Source organism: Aquimarina sp. KJ22-3 (assembly GCF_055808215.1).
Genome location: NZ_CM147859.1, coordinates 3,186,526 through 3,203,124 on the forward strand (window position 1 = coordinate 3,186,526; position 16,599 = coordinate 3,203,124).

Below are 16,599 nucleotides of genomic sequence, written 5' to 3' on the forward strand. Positions count from 1 at the left end.
CACCAAAACCCCATTTTTTTGCCAAAAAAAGGTAAAAAACACTATATGTTTTTATATCAAAAAGTTAATTTTTGGTGTTTATAGGTAGTATTCTTTATTTTTATCACCTGTAAATTAACACGTAATGAAAAGAATCGCTCTATTTGCTGCTATACTCCTACTTGTAGCTTGTCAAACTAAAGAAAAAGGATATTCAATAACTGCTGAAACACAGGGTTTTGAAGATGGCACCGAGGTGTACATCAATTCTATTAGTCAATCCGGAAGACCACTTGTGATCGATACCGCAACTATTCAAAAAGGACAATTTAAAATCGACTTACCCGCTCCTGAAGCTAATGACTTCAACTATTTGACTTTCCAAAATTTGAGAAGTAATGTTTTATATATTGCCGAGAACCATCCTTTTCATATGACTATTTATAAGGATAGTTTACGATCTTCTATCATCAAAGGAGGTCCGGAGAATGAATTATTATTCAAATATATCAACAATATTAAGAAGTTTGGAGAAGAACGTGTTAATCTCAATACACAATATCAAATAGCTTCAAAACTGAAAGAAGCTGATAAAGCGTTAAGACTCGCCACAAAACAGGAAGAGTTGAAAGAAAAAGAAATTCAGTTCCGTCAGGATTTTGCAGACAATAATCCGAACTCACTAATTGGTGTAATGGCGCTTACAGATTTATTGAACCTTAAATCACTATCTGCCAAAGATGCTAAAGCCAAATTCACCAATTTACCAGATACGTTAAAAACTTCACGACTAGGTAAAAACTTAGATCGACTTATTAATAATGCTGTTGCTGTATCCATGCAAAAAAGAATAGATATCGGTACTATGGTAGATGATTTTTCTGCTCCGAATCCAGAAGGAAAAACACTTTCTCTAAAAGAGTCTATGGGTAAAATTACCATTATCGATTTTTGGGCATCCTGGTGTAAGCCTTGTAGACTAGAGAACCCTAATGTAGTTCGTGTTTATAATAAGTATCATGACAAAGGATTAAATATTATTGGAGTTTCCTTGGATAAGAAACAAGAATCATGGACGAAGGCTATTGCTGATGACAATCTGGATTGGAACCACGTATCTAACCTTAAATTCTGGCAAGATCCTATAGCAAGAGCATATGGAGTGCGATCTATACCTGCTACGTTTATTATAGACGAACAAGGACAGGTAATTGCTAAAAATTTAAGAGGTCCTGCTTTAGAACAAAAGATATCAGAACTATTAGGAGAAAAAGCTCTATAGTGCTAAAAAGATTATAAACAAAAAAACGATCTCAAATGAGATCGTTTTTTTGTTTATGTATGTTTCAAATTTTACCTAAACGCTGTAAAACAAACAATATAATAATCGGAATTGCTAAAAGTCCTACCATCAACGTATTATCATATAATATCCAAGGAGCTAATATTAAAGTGATGACATATCCTCCAACGGCTCCTCCAAAATGAGCGTCATGCCCAATATTACCGATTCTGTTTTTCATTCCAAATATCGAATATAACAAATACCCGATACCAAAAATATAGGCTGGTATAGGTATGGGGATAAACATCAGGTATAAACTCATATCGGGTCTAAACAGTATTCCCGCATAAATAATCCCAGAAACTGCACCACTAGCCCCAACGGCACTATAGTGATATTCGTTTTTATGGAAAAACAAAGAAAATAAATTACCAAAAATAAGGCTTCCAAAATATACGATCAAGAACTTCACATTCCCCAAAAAACCAACCACAACCGGAGCGAAGAAATACAGCGTGAACATATTGAAAAACAAATGCGTCATATCCACGTGCAAAAACCCCGAGGTGAGCATTCTTATCTGTTCTCCACGACGTATCCCTCCAATATTAAACTTGTATCGTTCGAAAAAAGAAAAGTCATTAAAACCTTTTAATGACATTAATACATTTACAGCAATTATTACTATTACTACAATATCTAGTTGCCCCATTCAATTCGAATTTTGTTCAAATATACATATATTTTACCCTCTTTTTTAAAAGTGATCGCACATATGCTAATTGACAAAAGTTTATGATAATTTATTGCAATAATCATATCTTTGTGGGCTTTATGAATTAATTCTATGCAGTTAGTAGTCTATAGTATCGCCTACCCTTTTTTATGGATAATTTCAAAGTTACCATGGAGGCTATTTTATACCTTATCCACATTTATTTATCTTTTGGTATATTATGTTGTACGTTATAGAAGAAAGACAGTTCGTGAGAATTTGACTTTGGTTTTTCCTGAAAAAACAAATCAGGAAATTCAAAAAATTGAGAAACAGTTTTATAAGCACATGTGCGATATGTTTCTTGAAATGATCAAAACCTTATCTATTTCCGAAGAAGAATTGGTAAAGCGCTTTAAAATTATAGATCCTAATACCGTTCAAGAGTTTGAAAAACGAGGACGAAGTATTATGGTGTTATTTGGTCACTATGCAAGTTACGAATGGTCTATTGCAGCTTATTTTACATTAAACCTCCCAATTGCTGGAGTGTATAAAAAGATCAAAAACAAATATTTTGATCGATTGGTACATCGAATGAGAAACAGGTTTGATGCGAAATTAATCACCAGTAGTAGAGCTATGAAAGAGATCACCAAAGACATAGAAAAAGGTAGAGTTTGCGCCTACGGTTTGGTTTCTGATCAATCACCAAAAATATACAATGCCACATATTGGACAGATTTTATGGGAATCAAAGTACCTGCATTTATGGGAGGAGAAGTATTGGCCAAAAGATTAGAAATGCCGGTAATGTTTTTGAAAGTAGAAAAAGTAAAGAGAGGTTATTATCAGGCCAAATTCGTTCCCATTACCGAGGACGCCTCTAAGTGTGATGACTATTTTGTAGTAAAAACCTATCTCAAAATGCTCGAAGAGCAAATCAAAGAACAACCACAATACTATCTATGGACCCATAAGCGTTGGAAGCATAGAAATACTAAACCTCCAAAAGGAGCCACTATAGATTAACAAAAAAAGCGAGATGAAAATCTCGCTTTTTTTATTTTTACTTGGGGGAATCTTTCTAGATTCCTGCAATTTCCTTTAATGTCTTTATAGTATCTTCGGCTAATTGATCAGCCTCGTCCTGACTTTTAGCTTCGGTATAGATTCTAATGATTGGCTCTGTATTACTTTTTCTTAAATGTACCCAGCAGTCAGCAAAATCAACTTTTACACCATCTACAGTAGACACTTCTTCAGCTTCATGTTTTTTATGAAATCCTTTCAAAATACCATCTACATCCAAGTCTGGAGTAAGCTGAATCTTATTTTTACTCATAAAATAAGACGGATAACTTTTCTTCAATTCACTAACGCTGCATTTCTTTTCTGCCAAGTGAGTTAAAAACAAGGCAATACCTACTAGAGAATCTCTTCCGTAGTGTAGCTCTGGATAGATAATTCCACCATTTCCTTCTCCTCCGATAACGGCATTATTGGCTTTCATTTTCTCAACCACATTTACTTCCCCTACTGCACTAGCTTCATACGAACCATTATGTTGTTCTGTAACATCTCTTAAAGCACGACTTGAAGATAAATTCGAAACCGTATTCCCCGGTGTTTTACCTAATACAAAGTCTGCACAAGCTACCAGTGTATATTCTTCTCCAAACATTTCTCCATCTTCACTCATAAAAGCCAAACGATCTACGTCTGGATCTACGGTCAATCCAAAATCAGCTTTTTCTTTTACTACCAAAGCAGACAGATCGGTTAAATGCTCTTTCAAAGGTTCTGGATTATGCGGAAAATGTCCATTGGGTTCGCAGTACAATTCGATTACATCTACTCCCATTTTTCTTAAAAGCCTAGGCACTGCAATCCCTCCTGTAGAGTTTACTGCATCTACTACTACTTTGAATCCAGAAGCTTTAACTTTATCTGCATCCACCAAAGAAAGGTTTAACACCTCATCAATATGTTTGTCTATGTAGGTATCATTTACCGTAATGCTTCCAAGATCATCAACCTCTGCAAATGTATAGTCATCGTTTTCTGCAATCTCGAGTATTTTCTTTCCATTTTCGGCATTTAAAAATTCTCCCTTCCCATTCAAAAGCTTTAACGCATTCCATTGTTTAGGATTATGACTAGCTGTCAAAATGATTCCTCCATCTGCCTTCTCGATAGGTACAGCAACCTCAACAGTAGGAGTGGTTGAAAGCCCTAAATCAACTACATGAATCCCAAGCCCAACCAAACTATTCATTACCAGTTGTTGAATCATCGATCCCGAAATACGCGCATCTCTTCCTACTACCACTATTGGGTGCTCTTTGTTGGTTTCCTTTTTTAACCAACTCCCATATGCCGAAGCAAATTTTACAGCATCGATTGGGGTAAGATTATCACCTACTCCTCCTCCTATGGTACCACGTATTCCTGAAATTGATTTGATTAATGTCATAATATTATATTAATTCTGTATTTGAGGGCAAATGTACATCCTAAGAAACATTACTACAACTATACTATTAAAGTTTACAAAAAAACAACACTACATTTCTAAAAAATTGTAAATTTCGATAATGAATTTCTTAGCTCATATTTATCTTTCTGGAGAAGACCCCGAACTTAAAATTGGTAATTTTATCGCTGACTCCGTCAAAGGCAAAAAATATTTAGAATATCCTAAGCAAATCAGCAAAGGTATCATCTTACATCGCAAAATCGATTCTTATACCGATACTCATCCTATTGTGAAGCAGAGTGCTCAACGGTTATACCCAAAATACGGACGTTATAGCCCTGTTATTGTTGACATTTTTTATGATCATTTTCTAGCAGCACGTTGGGAGGAATATTCTGAAATTCCTTTGGAAACATACACGCTTCAATTTTACGAACTACTACAAGACAACTATGACATACTACCGAAGAAAGTACAAAACTTCTTACCCTATATGATTGGTGATAACTGGTTATTAAGTTATGCTAGTATATCAGGCATTGGCAGTGTGCTTTCGGGTATGAATCGCAGGACAAAAAATCGTTCTAAGATGAACCTTGCAGTCGTTGAACTCGAGGCCTATTATGCTGATTTTGATCAAGAATTTCAAGCTTTTTTTAAAGAATTAGAGCTTTTCACCAAAAACGAAATGAAAACCTTATGAGACTACTCTTATCCTTTTGCCTTTTGACAGTGTGCTTTTCTTGCAAAGAAACACCAAAACCTATAGTTAAAACACCTGTAAGAGGTGTAATTACTCAAAAAGCAATGGTAGTATCGGCAAGAGAAGAAGCTTCAAAAATCGGAACCGCTATTATGCAAAGAGGAGGTAATGCCTTTGATGCCATGGTCGCTACAGAAATGGCATTGGCTGTATCCTACCCTTATGCTGGAAATCTAGGAGGTGGAGGTTTTATGGTGTATCGCATGGCCAATGGAGACACTGGTGCTTTGGATTACAGAGAAAAAGCTCCTTTAACTTCTACAAAAGACATGTATCTTGACGAGAATGGAGATCATATTCCCGAAAAAAGCCAGCTAGGAGCATTAGCTGTTGGAGTTCCTGGTACCATCGCAGGGATTTTTGAAGTACATCAAAAGTTTGGGACACTGCCCATAAAGGATATTTTGACTCCTGTAGTAGAACTGGCTAATCAAGGATTTGTAGTGACAGAAAAACAAGAAAAACGATTTCAACATTACAAAGAGCTATTCTTGAAGGCCAATAAAGATACCATACCTATTCTAAAAGGATATCATGCTAACGACACCTTAAAGAATCCTGCTTTGGCAAATACCCTACAGCGTATTATCGAGAATGGTAGAGATGAATTTTATAATGGAGAAACAGGTCAGAAATTGGTTGATTTTATACAATCTTACGGAGGTATTATGACCATTGAAGATCTAAATAAATATGAAGCCAAATGGCGAGATCCTATTCAATTTAAATACAAAGATCTAGATATCATATCGATGTCACCTCCTTCTAGTGGTGGTATATGTCTGGCTCAAATCATGAAAATGATAGCTCCATATGATTTAGGAGACTATGGCCATAACAGTCTAAAAGCAATACAGGTAATTACCGAAGCTGAGCGAAGAGCCTATGCAGATCGTAGTTTCTATTTGGGTGATCCAGATTTTGTAGATATACCGGTTGACACTCTTTTAGGTCCAGAATATCTAAAAAATAGAATGAGTGATTTTAGTTTTGATCGAGCGACCTCATCGACAGCCATAAGTCACGGAGCAATCCCTGGTTATGAAAGTAGCGAAACCACCCATTACTCGATTGTAGACACTTTTGGAAATGCAATTTCTGTAACTACTACTCTAAATGGGGCCTATGGTTCTAAATTATATGTGGATGATTTAGGTTTCTTCCTCAATAACGAGATGGACGATTTTAGTGCTAAACCTGGTGCCCCTAATATGTTTGGACTTATCGGTGCTGAAGCTAATGCTATTGCTCCCGAAAAGAGAATGCTAAGTTCTATGACACCTACCATTGTGGAGAAAGATGGAAAATTCTGGATGACCGTTGGTACTCCTGGAGGATCTACTATTATTACTTCGGTATTGCAAACTATTCTAAATGTAAAAGAATTTGGTATGACCATGCAAGATGCAGTTAATGCTCCTCGTTTTCATCATCAATGGTTACCAGATGTAGTGGTCTTTGAACCTAATTCCTTTGATCCAGCTATACTAAAAAACTTAAATGCTAAAGGATATGAAATCAATGAAGAGGAATCTCGAATCATTGGTAAGGTTGATGGCATCCTGGCATTACCCGATGGAAGTTTGGAGGGCGGAGCCGATAAAAGAGGTGACGACACGGCAGTAGGGTTTTAAGCAACCTTTTGCTTTTGGGAGTATCTATAGATAAAAAGTATACCTATCTCCTTTTTATTTATGAAAAAGATTATTCCAATAGTATATATCATTTTACTATCCAGTGTTTACGTTCGTGGTTTTTCTAAAAATTCTGAATATAATCCTATATATAATTTCAACTCGGATAGCTTAGTCATTAAAAAGAATGGTTCGGACAAGGAAGTAGTACTATTGACAGGAAACACCTTCAAATTCTGGACAAACAATAGTAAAAGTAGTAAAGGTGTCTTTAAAAAATTTGAGAACGGGCATTTAACAATCGTATCCAAAGAACAAACTCCCATACAAATACCTGCTAAGGACATCAAAAAGATTAAGTTACTGAAGGAAAAAAGAACGATTCCTACCATAATTACTGTCATTGGTTATACTGCAATGATTGGAGGAGTTGGTGCCGTATGTATAGGAACCATAGCATTGTTAGTAGGAAATACAGCAATCCTTGGATATGGTGCCTTATCCTATGGAGTGGGTACAATAATTACGATAACTGGTCATGCGCTATCCGGTAAAGTTTTGAATTTGGAAAAAAATGGAGCATACAAACCGATTAAATTTACTATCATAATTTCTATATTGACTTGATTCTTCTATACTATAGAATGTGTATCTTGTTATCATGGATTTTTTGTGCACATTACAATCTAAACTACAAGAGCAATCTGATCCAGATAATGCTATTGCCATGAAAGCCTATATGAAAAACCGCTTTCCGTTTTATGGTGTAAAAGCTCCTATAAGAAAGGCTATATTGAAAGAAACGCTTATCGGTTTTAAAGGATCGATAACCCCAGAAAATTGTTCAGAGTTGGTGCTCCATTTATATGCTATGGAAGAAAGAGAATTACATCTTTGCGCCATAGAACTCGTCGATCAAACGCTAAAGAAAAAATATCGAAAAGAAGATATCGTACTTATCGAGAAGCTAATTACGACACATTCTTGGTGGGATACTGTGGATTTTATCGCCAAACATATTTTGGGGAATTATCTGCTTCAATTTCCTGATGAAATAACTACTGTGATCCCAGCATTCTCCAGATCAGAACATATGTGGCTCAATCGAAGTGCTATTCTTTTTCAACTTGGGTATAAAGAACAAACGGATAAAGCATTACTATTTTCCTTGTGCGAGGCCCATAAATCTTCGAATGAGTTTTTTATCAAAAAGGCGATTGGTTGGGCATTGCGAGAATATTCAAAAGTGAATCCTACGGCAGTTCAGGATTTTGTATCCAAAACCGTATTAAAACCACTTTCTACAAAAGAAGCACTAAGAAGAATACAGGCATAAAAAAACACGGCCGAAACCATGCTTTTTTATTTTATATGGATATTTCTATTAATAGAACTTATACCCTACTCCTAACTGAAATGTTCCTAAGTTGGTATCAAAACCATCTACATCAGAAAGATTAGCAATACCGGCATTATATCGTAGGTTGAACAACAAACCGATATCTGTTAGCTCATAACCAGCTCCAAAAGACAATCCAAAATCAAACGATTTGGTTGTATCTTCAATTGCATTATCCGCAGAAACGCGAATACCAAACTGTGGACCAGCTTCCAAACTAAAACCTTCAACAGGGTAATACTTTCCAATCCCTAATACTCTAATAAAATTCGCTTCGATATCCTCAGAACCTTCTGAAGAATACAAAAGCTCTGGTTGGATATGAAATTGTTCGTTGATGGTAAAATCGGCAAGACCACCTATAAATAAGCTTGTTCTACCGTCTGCATCTGCATCCTTTCCAAACTTAGAAAAGTTAACCCCGGCTTTTACTCCAAAAACAACTTCTTGAGCATTCATTGTTGTTAATGCCCCCATTAAAAACAATACTAAAAAAACTTTTTTCATTTTCGATAATTTATATGATTAAGTAATATCAAAAGTAAAAAAGATCACATGTTGGAGTATTGGGTAGTGCTGTTAAAAAAAGAATATTCTTTTGTTAATGAATTCCTAATGAAACAAAAAAAGAGAGCCGGAATCGGCTCTCTTTTTTAATATATGAATAGGCTAACTATTCTTACTTTACTTCTTCGAAGTCTACATCTTCTACATCACTTCCTTCAGATCCACCTCCAGAAGAATCTCCTCCTGCACCAGCATCAGGACCAGGTTGCCCTTGTTGTGCTTCTGCTTGTGCTTTGTACATTTCTTCGCTAGCTACTTTCCAAGCTTCATTGATTGTATCAAGAGCAGGTTGGATTACTGCGATATCTTTAGACTCATACGCTTTCTTCAACTCTTCTAAAGCATCTTCGATTGGCTTTTTCTTATCATCAGATAATTTATCACCAAATTCACTCAATTGCTTTTCAGTTTGGAAGATCATTCCATCAGCTTCGTTAAGCTTATCTGCTTTTTCTTTAGCTTCTTTATCCGCTTCAGCATTTGCTTCTGCTTCCTTCTTCATTCTTTCGATTTCTTCTTCTGTTAATCCTGAAGAAGCTTCAATACGAATATCCTGAGATTTATTAGTCGCTTTATCAGTAGCAGACACTTTGATGATACCATTGGCATCGATATCAAAAGTAACTTCAATCTGAGGTACACCTCTAGGTGATGGTGGAATTCCATCTAGGTGGAAACGACCGATAGTTTTATTATCTGCTGCCATAGGACGCTCACCTTGTAACACATGGATTTCTACAGACGGCTGATTGTCTGCTGCCGTAGAGAACACTTGTGATTTCTTGGTAGGGATAGTTGTATTGGCATCAATTAACTTTGTCATTACGTTACCCATAGTCTCAATACCAAGAGATAATGGAGTTACGTCTAGTAATAATACATCTTTAACATCTCCAGTTAAAACTCCTCCCTGAATAGCCGCTCCAATAGCAACTACCTCATCTGGATTTACTCCTTTACTAGGCGCTTTTCCGAAGAATTTTTCTACTGCTTCCTGTACTGCTGGAATACGTGTAGATCCACCTACTAATATAATTTCGTCGATATCACTAGTCGATAAATCTGCATTTTTAAGTGCCGTACGACAAGGCTCAATCGTTCTCTTTACTAAATCATCTATTAATTGATCAAACTTTGATTTTGTAAGCGAACGTACCAAGTGTTTAGGTCCACTTGCTGTTGCTGTAATATATGGAAGGTTGATTTCTGTCTGCGAAGAAGAAGATAATTCAATCTTAGCTTTTTCTGCAGCTTCTTTTAAACGTTGAAGTGCCATTGGGTCTTCACGAAGATCCATGTTCTCTTCTCCTTTAAACTCTTCAGCTAACCAATCGATTATTTTTTGATCTACATCGTCTCCTCCTAAGTGTGTATCTCCATCTGTAGAAAGTACTTCGAATACTCCATCACCTAATTCAAGGATAGAAACATCATGTGTACCTCCACCAAAATCGAATACAACGATTTTTTGATCAGTACCTTTTTTATCCAAACCGTAAGCCAATGCCGCAGCCGTAGGCTCGTTGATAATTCTTTCTACTTTAAGACCTGCAATCTCTCCTGCTTCTTTTGTTGCCTGACGTTGCGCATCATTAAAATATGCTGGTACAGTAATTACCGCTCTAGACACATCTTGTCCTAAGTAATCCTCTGCAGTTTTCTTCATTTTCTGAAGAGTCATCGCCGATAACTCTTGTGGAGTATACAAACGTCCGTCGATATCTACTCTAGGAGTATCGTTATCACCTTTAACCACTTTATACGCCGCTCTTTGCGCTTCTTTAGAAGACTCAGAGAACTTATTACCCATAAATCTTTTGATAGAAGAGATTGTTTTTGTTGGGTTAGTAACTGCCTGACGTTTTGCAGGATCACCTACTTTAATTTCTCCTCCTTCTACAAAAGCAATTACAGAAGGTGTTGTTCTTTTACCTTCAGCATTAGGGATTACTACAGGCTCATTACCTTCCATTACAGAAACACAAGAGTTGGTTGTCCCTAAGTCTATTCCTATTATTTTACTCATCTTTATACTAAATTGTTATACTGTTGTTCGTAATAATTCAAACCTGTAAGGTCAATCTTTGTGCCATTACGATTTATATGACAGGTTGTCACTAAACCTATACATTGATCCGCCAAAAGGTTTTTTTAAGGATTCGAAAAACGGCATTAACTATTCTTCAAAAAACAAGTATTTTCTTTATCAAAAACCTATATTTACCCCTGTTAATATTTCAATAATTACGAATTATGGAATGCATCAGTATTTTCGACATGTTGAAAATAGGAGTTGGCCCCTCTAGTTCTCATACCCTAGGCCCATGGCGTGCTGGTCGTCGATGGATTGCAGAATTAAAAAAAGATGGCCATTTCGAAAATGTGACAGCCATCACTGTTGATCTTTTTGGATCTCTATCGCTTACAGGTAAAGGTCATGCTACCGATATTGCGGTAATGCTTGGACTTTGCGGATACGATCCACAGACTATAGATGTATCTTCGATATCATCCATTATCAACAACATTAATACTGAGAAAAAAATTCATTTCAATACCGAGCTTTGGGTGACATTCGATCCTGAAACGCAAATCGTGTTCAATAAAGAGTTTAAAGAATTTCACCCCAATGCTATTACTTTTCATGCCCACCTTACTGATGGTCAAAAAATATCCTCTTCTTTTTATTCAATTGGTGGTGGCTTTGTAATCAAGGAAGAACGGAAAAGAAAAGAAAAGAAAATGGAAGAGTTCCAGGGCTTCCCATTACCTATTCAAAAAGCAACCGATCTTTTGGGTTATTGTCATGAAAAGGGCAAAAAAGTGTCCGAGATTGTATTAGAAAATGAGCGATCGTTGCGAACTGAGGAAGAAATCGATCAAAGAATACAAGCAGTGTGGGATGTAATGCTAGAATCGATGTATACCGGTTGTCACACTGAAGGCACACTCCCTGGAGGACTTAATGTCAGACGTAGAGCTTTTGACACTCATAAAAAGCTTATCGGGGATACTAAGTATACCTCTCCTCAAGAATGGATTGAAGCTATTCGAGATACCGAAGTTAAATTTCGTCAGATATTAAAATGGGTTTCTTGTTTTGCTTTGGCAGTAAACGAAGTCAACGCTTCTCTGGGTCGTGTGGTAACCGCACCCACTAATGGAAGTGCTGGAGTAATTCCGGCAGTGATGATGTACTATATGGTGATCGAAAATCACGATGCCAATTTTGATGATGTAAAACAATTTATGCTAGTTGCAGGTGAGATTGGGAGCTTATTCAAAAAGGAGCAACCATCTCTGCAGCGATGGGAGGATGCCAGGCAGAAATCGGAGTTTCTTCGGCAATGGCTGCTGGTGCACTAACAGAACTTATGGGAGGTACTCCCGAGCAAGTCTTGATGGCTAGCGAAATTGCTATGGAGCATCATCTAGGACTTACCTGCGATCCAATCGCCGGATTAGTACAAGTCCCGTGCATCGAAAGAAACGCAATGGGTGCAGTAAAAGCCATTAATGCCTGCGAAATGGCATTGGATACCGATGCCGCGAATGCCAAAGTACCCTTGGATAAAGTGATTGAAACCATGTGGGAAACAGCTCAGGATATGCATACCAAATACAAAGAAACTAGTGAAGGAGGATTGGCGGTCAAAGTAAGTTTGAGTGACTGTTAATATATTTCGTTCACAGCTTTCTTATTCTATAATCTTTTATATATTAAATAACTAGTTGTTTTTTGTCTTCAAGTGTTTTAGCCAAACTATTTTAACGTATTTCTTACTCTGGTTTTGGATATTCTAATTTTAAAGACCTAAATTAGAAGAAATTATACAAACCAAAAAAGAGATCACAATTGTAAAAGTACGTTTAAGCTATTGCTGACACATATGAAAAAACCAGCCCCAAAAACCAGCCCCAAAAACACCAAACCTAAAAAAGTAACTCCTGAAAAAACAACTGCTAAAAAGGTAACTCCCAAAAGGACAAATCCTAAAAAAGAAACTCTTGAAAAAACAGCAGTTAAAAAGGCTACTCTTGAGAAATCAACCGCTAAAAACGTAGCTCCCGAAAAGGCAACCACTAAAAAGGTAGCTCCTAAAAAAACAACTTTTAAAAAGTCTGTTTCTGAAAAAACATCTGCTAAAAAGGTTGATCCTAAAAAAACAACCGCAAAAAAGGCAATTCCCGAAAAGACAACTGCAAAAAAGGTAGTTCTTAAAAAGACAACTCCCAAAAAGACAAAAACAAGAACAACAACTAGAAAATCCGCTCAAAAAGAGTTAAATCCATCCAATAAAGCCCTTGGACTTAAAGTCAAACAACTTATTCTTTATAGCATTGTACTATTTGTTTTTACTATGTCCTGGGTGATTTTTCAAAAGATACTGAATGAGAATGTAGCAAGTATTGATTTCACGATATACGAAAGCAAACAACAACAAAATGCTTTTCAAAAAAATCCGATCGAACTGTTTTTCTCTCTTGTACTAGTTATGCCTATTCTTGAAGAACTTGTATTTCGAACACTTATCAAACCTAACAAATCAGATCTGTTACTATTTCCATGTGGAGTTATTGGGTTGATATTAGTTCTCACATTAGGTTCACAATTTACCTGGTATTATACGTATTCAGGTATTGGAATTTTGATGATTGGTATATTCTTGTTATTAAAATCAAAACTGTTTGAAAAGAAATTCCTATTGCAAACCGCCAAATTTCTTAAAAAAAGGGTGTCATGATCACATTACTTATTGTCTCTTCCCTCTTATTTGGGGTATCGCATGCTTTGAACTATGGCACACTTTCAGAGATTAATTTGGTCATCCTCTTACTCACTATACCTCGTATTTTTTCAGGCTCTATCTATGGAATATTTAAAATAAAAAACGGTATTACATGGTCTATTGGCTTACATGCACTAAGAAATCTAATCCCTTTTCTTATTAGTATCATCTAGTTACACCCCTCTCGCTTTCTGGTATCGGCAATAGCCATAATGCGCCACGAGGAACCATCGTGATATAGTTGAAAGACATTGACTCCACAATGACTAAAATTATCATTTAGATAAAATTCATAAGGTGTCCAGACATTAGCAATACTACCATCGGCTTTAATTGTAAAAGAAAGTAAACGTTCATCCCATTTTTGTTCTGCTGGTCGGTTTTGAATAGCACCCAAAAATTTATCGATATTGGTTTGAGCAGTCTTGATATTTCCTTCTTTATCCTTTACTACGGTTTTTAAAACCATTTGAGGATCTATGGTTTTCTTCATTTTTGCGGTATCACCTTTATGGAAACCATCAAAAAACTCTAAGATGGTGGACTTTACCTCCTCTTTGTAATCTTTAGCTTTTTTATCTTGGGCAAAGGATTGAATACTAATGAGTAAAGCTGTAATAATACAAACCGTAAATTTATTCATAATGATCATTTTTTGATTCTCGTAAATGTAAGCTTTTATTCGTAGTTGGGTAAAAGATTAAGGCAGTCTTAACAAGACATTTGCCGCGATATCCCTAAATGATTACTTTTGCAGCACTAAACACACATAACTATGTCCACAGCAAAGAAAGATTACAAGAGAGTTACCGTAAAATCTCTTGTTGAGATGAAATCTAACCACGAAAAAATATCTATGCTTACCGCATATGATTATACCATGGCCAAAATTGTTGATGGTGCTGGTGTAGATGTGATTCTAGTTGGAGACTCTGCATCTAATGTAATGGCAGGTCATGAGACGACACTTCCTATTACATTGGATCAAATGATCTATCACGCTTCTTCAGTAATAAGAGCTATTACCCGAGCATTAATTGTTGTCGACATTCCTTTTGGTAGTTATCAAAGTGATCCAAAAGAAGCTTTGCGATCTGCTATTAGAATTATGAAAGAATCCGGAGCTCATGCCGTAAAAATGGAAGGTGGTAAAGAAGTGAAAGAATCTATCAAGAGAACACTAAATGCCGGAATTCCTGTAATGGGGCATCTTGGATTGACCCCACAATCGATTTACAAATTTGGAACTTACACGGTAAGAGCCAAAGAAGAAGAAGAAGCTGAAAAATTAAAGGAAGATGCGCTTATGCTGGAAAGAATAGGTTGTTTTGCTATTGTACTTGAAAAAGTTCCTGCAAAACTGGCAAAAGAAGTGGCAGAAAGCATCAGTATTCCTGTTATTGGGATTGGAGCCGGAAATGGTGTCGATGGTCAGGTACTGGTAACTCACGATATGTTAGGTATGACTCACGAGTTTAACCCTCGTTTTTTACGTCGCTATTTGGACATGTATACCGAGATGACCAATGCATTCAAACAATATGTGAGTGATGTAAAATCAGTGGATTTTCCTAACGAAAATGAGCAATACTAGTATTCGAAAAGATGACTCAGTATTCAAGTTTTAGTGACTCGGAATTAATTGAAGTTCTTCAACTATTAGATTCTTTATCTCATGTTGCCAAAGAACAGCTCTTAAAAGAAACACAATCCAGAAAAAATCAGGAAATCCATTCCTTTATTTCTAATTTATCAAAAAACATTTCCGAAGAAAAAGAAAATATTCAAAGCCTAGTTTATATTAAAAACTTAGGCTTTGATGTTACATCTATTGATCAAAGTAATTATACCATAACGCGCTCAGGAAGGGCTATTTTGATTGATGTTATCGCGATTGTATTAGGAACCATATTATCGGTGTTAGGAGTTTTCGGTATTATTTTTTTACTGAGTTTCTCATCTCCTATCAACGGAATTGTACTTTCTGTTTTTGGATATATTGGGATCAAAATGCTTATCAATGGTATCAACCGGATATTTGATTATCTTGGATTCGTGCTTCAAATAGAGAATAAAAATTTTACTTTCAAAAGAAAGTTTGATCTACCCTCTGGAGAACTAAAAGATACGATCCAATCTTTAAAAATCAACAAAAGCGAAGATCAAATCAGTTTGGTATATAAGGATACTGAAATTATAAAAGTAGGTGCCCCAAATGCTATTAATAGTAGTACGCTTGAAGCCATTATAAGGTCAAATTAATTACATTTCAAAAGAAAATTTTGTCTAAAACGATCTCTACAAAGAACAACCTTCAGGTCTTGTATGAAGACAACCATATTATAGCCGTCAATAAACGGCCAGGTGACATCGTACAAGGAGATAAAACAGGAGACCAACCATTAAGTGAAGTTGTAAAAGAGTACATCGCCGAAAAATATAACAAACTTGGTAATGTGTACCTGGGAGTGGTACATCGTCTGGATAGACCTACTAGTGGCATCGTTGTTTTTGCAAGAACCAGTAAGGCCCTTCCTAGATTAAATAAATTGTTTGCTAACAAAGAAGCGCAAAAGACATATTGGGCAGTGGTAAAAAACAAACCACCCAAGGAGGGTGAAATGCTAACACATTGGCTAAAGCGCAATCCGAAGCAAAATAAATCCTATGCACATATCAAAGAGGTTCCTGATAGCAAAAAGGCTATTTTGGAATATCAAATACTAAAAGCGTTGGATAATTATTATCTTTTAGAAGTACTCTTGCATACAGGAAGACATCACCAAATCAGATCTCAGTTATCTTTTATCGGATCTGTAATCAAAGGAGATTTAAAATACGGAGCAGATAGAAGTAATAAAGATGGCAGCATACATTTGCATGCTAGAAAACTTACTTTCGTACATCCGGTCAAAAAAGAACCGTTAACCATTCTTGCTCCTCCCCCTTCAGATCCTATTTGGGATCATTGTGTTGTGTAAACATCCA

General features: G+C 36.1%; 16 protein-coding genes and 1 pseudogene. 12 read left to right on the forward strand and 5 right to left on the reverse strand.

The features are described from left to right. Positions 1–124 precede the first annotated feature (124 nt). Positions 125–1,261 carry a redoxin domain-containing protein gene (locus tag AC0L3Q_RS14770; RefSeq protein ID WP_473280459.1) on the forward strand — a complete coding sequence of 379 codons (1,137 nt, stop codon included), beginning with the start codon at positions 125–127 and terminating at the stop codon, positions 1,259–1,261. A 64-nt stretch (positions 1,262–1,325) separates the two neighbouring features. Here the strand turns inward: AC0L3Q_RS14770 and AC0L3Q_RS14775 are convergent, their stop codons facing one another. Beyond that, positions 1,326–1,976: a rhomboid family intramembrane serine protease gene (locus AC0L3Q_RS14775; RefSeq protein ID WP_473280462.1), complete on the reverse strand. Its 651-nt coding sequence runs from the start codon at positions 1,974–1,976 to the stop codon at positions 1,326–1,328. Between the two features lie 135 nt (positions 1,977–2,111). Here AC0L3Q_RS14775 and AC0L3Q_RS14780 point away from each other — a divergent pair, with 135 nt between their 5' ends. Continuing rightward, positions 2,112–3,011 (forward strand): lysophospholipid acyltransferase family protein, encoded by a 900-nt coding sequence (locus AC0L3Q_RS14780; protein ID WP_473280464.1) that lies wholly within the window; start codon positions 2,112–2,114, stop codon positions 3,009–3,011. A gap of 55 nt (positions 3,012–3,066) precedes the next feature. Here the strand turns inward: AC0L3Q_RS14780 and glmM are convergent, their stop codons facing one another. Beyond that, positions 3,067–4,455 (reverse strand): phosphoglucosamine mutase, encoded by a 1,389-nt coding sequence (gene glmM / locus AC0L3Q_RS14785; RefSeq protein ID WP_473280466.1) that lies wholly within the window; start codon positions 4,453–4,455, stop codon positions 3,067–3,069. Positions 4,456–4,576: 121 nt separating this feature from the next. Between glmM and AC0L3Q_RS14790 the strand changes: the two genes are divergently transcribed. The 4 genes from AC0L3Q_RS14790 to AC0L3Q_RS14805 are packed head-to-tail and all read left to right on the forward strand — an operon-like array spanning position 4,577 to position 8,191. Next, the gene (locus AC0L3Q_RS14790; protein ID WP_473280468.1) at positions 4,577–5,161 is read left to right on the forward strand and encodes an acyl carrier protein phosphodiesterase; all 585 of its coding nucleotides are present in this window, start codon (positions 4,577–4,579) and stop codon (positions 5,159–5,161) included. Then, a complete protein-coding gene (ggt, locus tag AC0L3Q_RS14795) occupies positions 5,158–6,855 on the forward strand; it encodes a gamma-glutamyltransferase (protein WP_473280470.1) in 1,698 nt (565 codons plus the stop codon). Before AC0L3Q_RS14790 ends, ggt begins: the two co-directional genes overlap by 4 nt. Positions 6,856–6,915: 60 nt before the next feature. Continuing rightward, a complete protein-coding gene (locus AC0L3Q_RS14800) occupies positions 6,916–7,482 on the forward strand; it encodes a hypothetical protein (protein WP_473280472.1) in 567 nt (188 codons plus the stop codon). Between the two features lie 34 nt (positions 7,483–7,516). After that, positions 7,517–8,191: a DNA alkylation repair protein gene (locus AC0L3Q_RS14805; RefSeq protein WP_473280475.1), complete on the forward strand. Its 675-nt coding sequence runs from the start codon at positions 7,517–7,519 to the stop codon at positions 8,189–8,191. Between the two features lie 48 nt (positions 8,192–8,239). Here AC0L3Q_RS14805 and AC0L3Q_RS14810 read toward each other — a convergent pair whose 3' ends face one another. Continuing rightward, positions 8,240–8,761: an outer membrane beta-barrel protein gene (locus AC0L3Q_RS14810; RefSeq protein ID WP_073321900.1), complete on the reverse strand. Its 522-nt coding sequence runs from the start codon at positions 8,759–8,761 to the stop codon at positions 8,240–8,242. 172 nt (positions 8,762–8,933) lie between these two features. Then, on the reverse strand, positions 8,934–10,847 hold the full coding sequence (gene dnaK / locus AC0L3Q_RS14815; protein ID WP_473280477.1) for a molecular chaperone DnaK: 1,914 nt from the start codon (positions 10,845–10,847) through the stop codon (positions 8,934–8,936). 227 nt (positions 10,848–11,074) lie between these two features. On the opposite strand from dnaK, the pseudogene AC0L3Q_RS14820 reads away from it, so the two are divergent. The 3 genes and pseudogenes from AC0L3Q_RS14820 (at position 11,075) to AC0L3Q_RS14830 (ending at position 13,784) form a co-directional block, all read left to right on the forward strand. Continuing rightward, positions 11,075–12,498, forward strand: a pseudogene (locus tag AC0L3Q_RS14820) (L-serine ammonia-lyase). Positions 12,499–12,711: 213 nt separating this feature from the next. Beyond that, entirely contained in the window at positions 12,712–13,566 is an 855-nt protein-coding gene (locus AC0L3Q_RS14825) for a hypothetical protein (RefSeq protein WP_473280479.1), read from the forward strand. Beyond that, a complete protein-coding gene (locus tag AC0L3Q_RS14830) occupies positions 13,563–13,784 on the forward strand; it encodes a CPBP family glutamic-type intramembrane protease (RefSeq protein ID WP_473280481.1) in 222 nt (73 codons plus the stop codon). Before AC0L3Q_RS14825 ends, AC0L3Q_RS14830 begins: the two co-directional genes overlap by 4 nt. On the opposite strand, the gene AC0L3Q_RS14835 is transcribed toward AC0L3Q_RS14830, so the two are convergent. Further along, complete coding sequence (locus AC0L3Q_RS14835) at positions 13,781–14,254, reverse strand: nuclear transport factor 2 family protein (protein WP_473280484.1); 474 nt, start codon at positions 14,252–14,254, stop codon at positions 13,781–13,783. The genes AC0L3Q_RS14830 and AC0L3Q_RS14835 overlap by 4 nt on opposite strands. 132 nt (positions 14,255–14,386) lie before the next feature. Here AC0L3Q_RS14835 and panB point away from each other — a divergent pair, with 132 nt between their 5' ends. Genes panB through AC0L3Q_RS14850 form a run of 3 tightly spaced genes read left to right on the forward strand, consistent with a single transcriptional unit; the run spans position 14,387 to position 16,592 of the window. Further along, positions 14,387–15,205 carry a 3-methyl-2-oxobutanoate hydroxymethyltransferase gene (panB, locus tag AC0L3Q_RS14840; protein WP_473280486.1) on the forward strand — a complete coding sequence of 273 codons (819 nt, stop codon included), beginning with the start codon at positions 14,387–14,389 and terminating at the stop codon, positions 15,203–15,205. Positions 15,206–15,216: 11 nt separating this feature from the next. Then, complete coding sequence (locus AC0L3Q_RS14845; RefSeq protein WP_473280488.1) at positions 15,217–15,873, forward strand: hypothetical protein; 657 nt, start codon at positions 15,217–15,219, stop codon at positions 15,871–15,873. Positions 15,874–15,893: 20 nt separating this feature from the next. After that, positions 15,894–16,592, forward strand: a complete 699-nt coding sequence (locus AC0L3Q_RS14850) for an RluA family pseudouridine synthase (RefSeq protein WP_473280490.1) — start codon at positions 15,894–15,896, stop codon at positions 16,590–16,592. Positions 16,593–16,599: the final 7 nt, after the last annotated feature.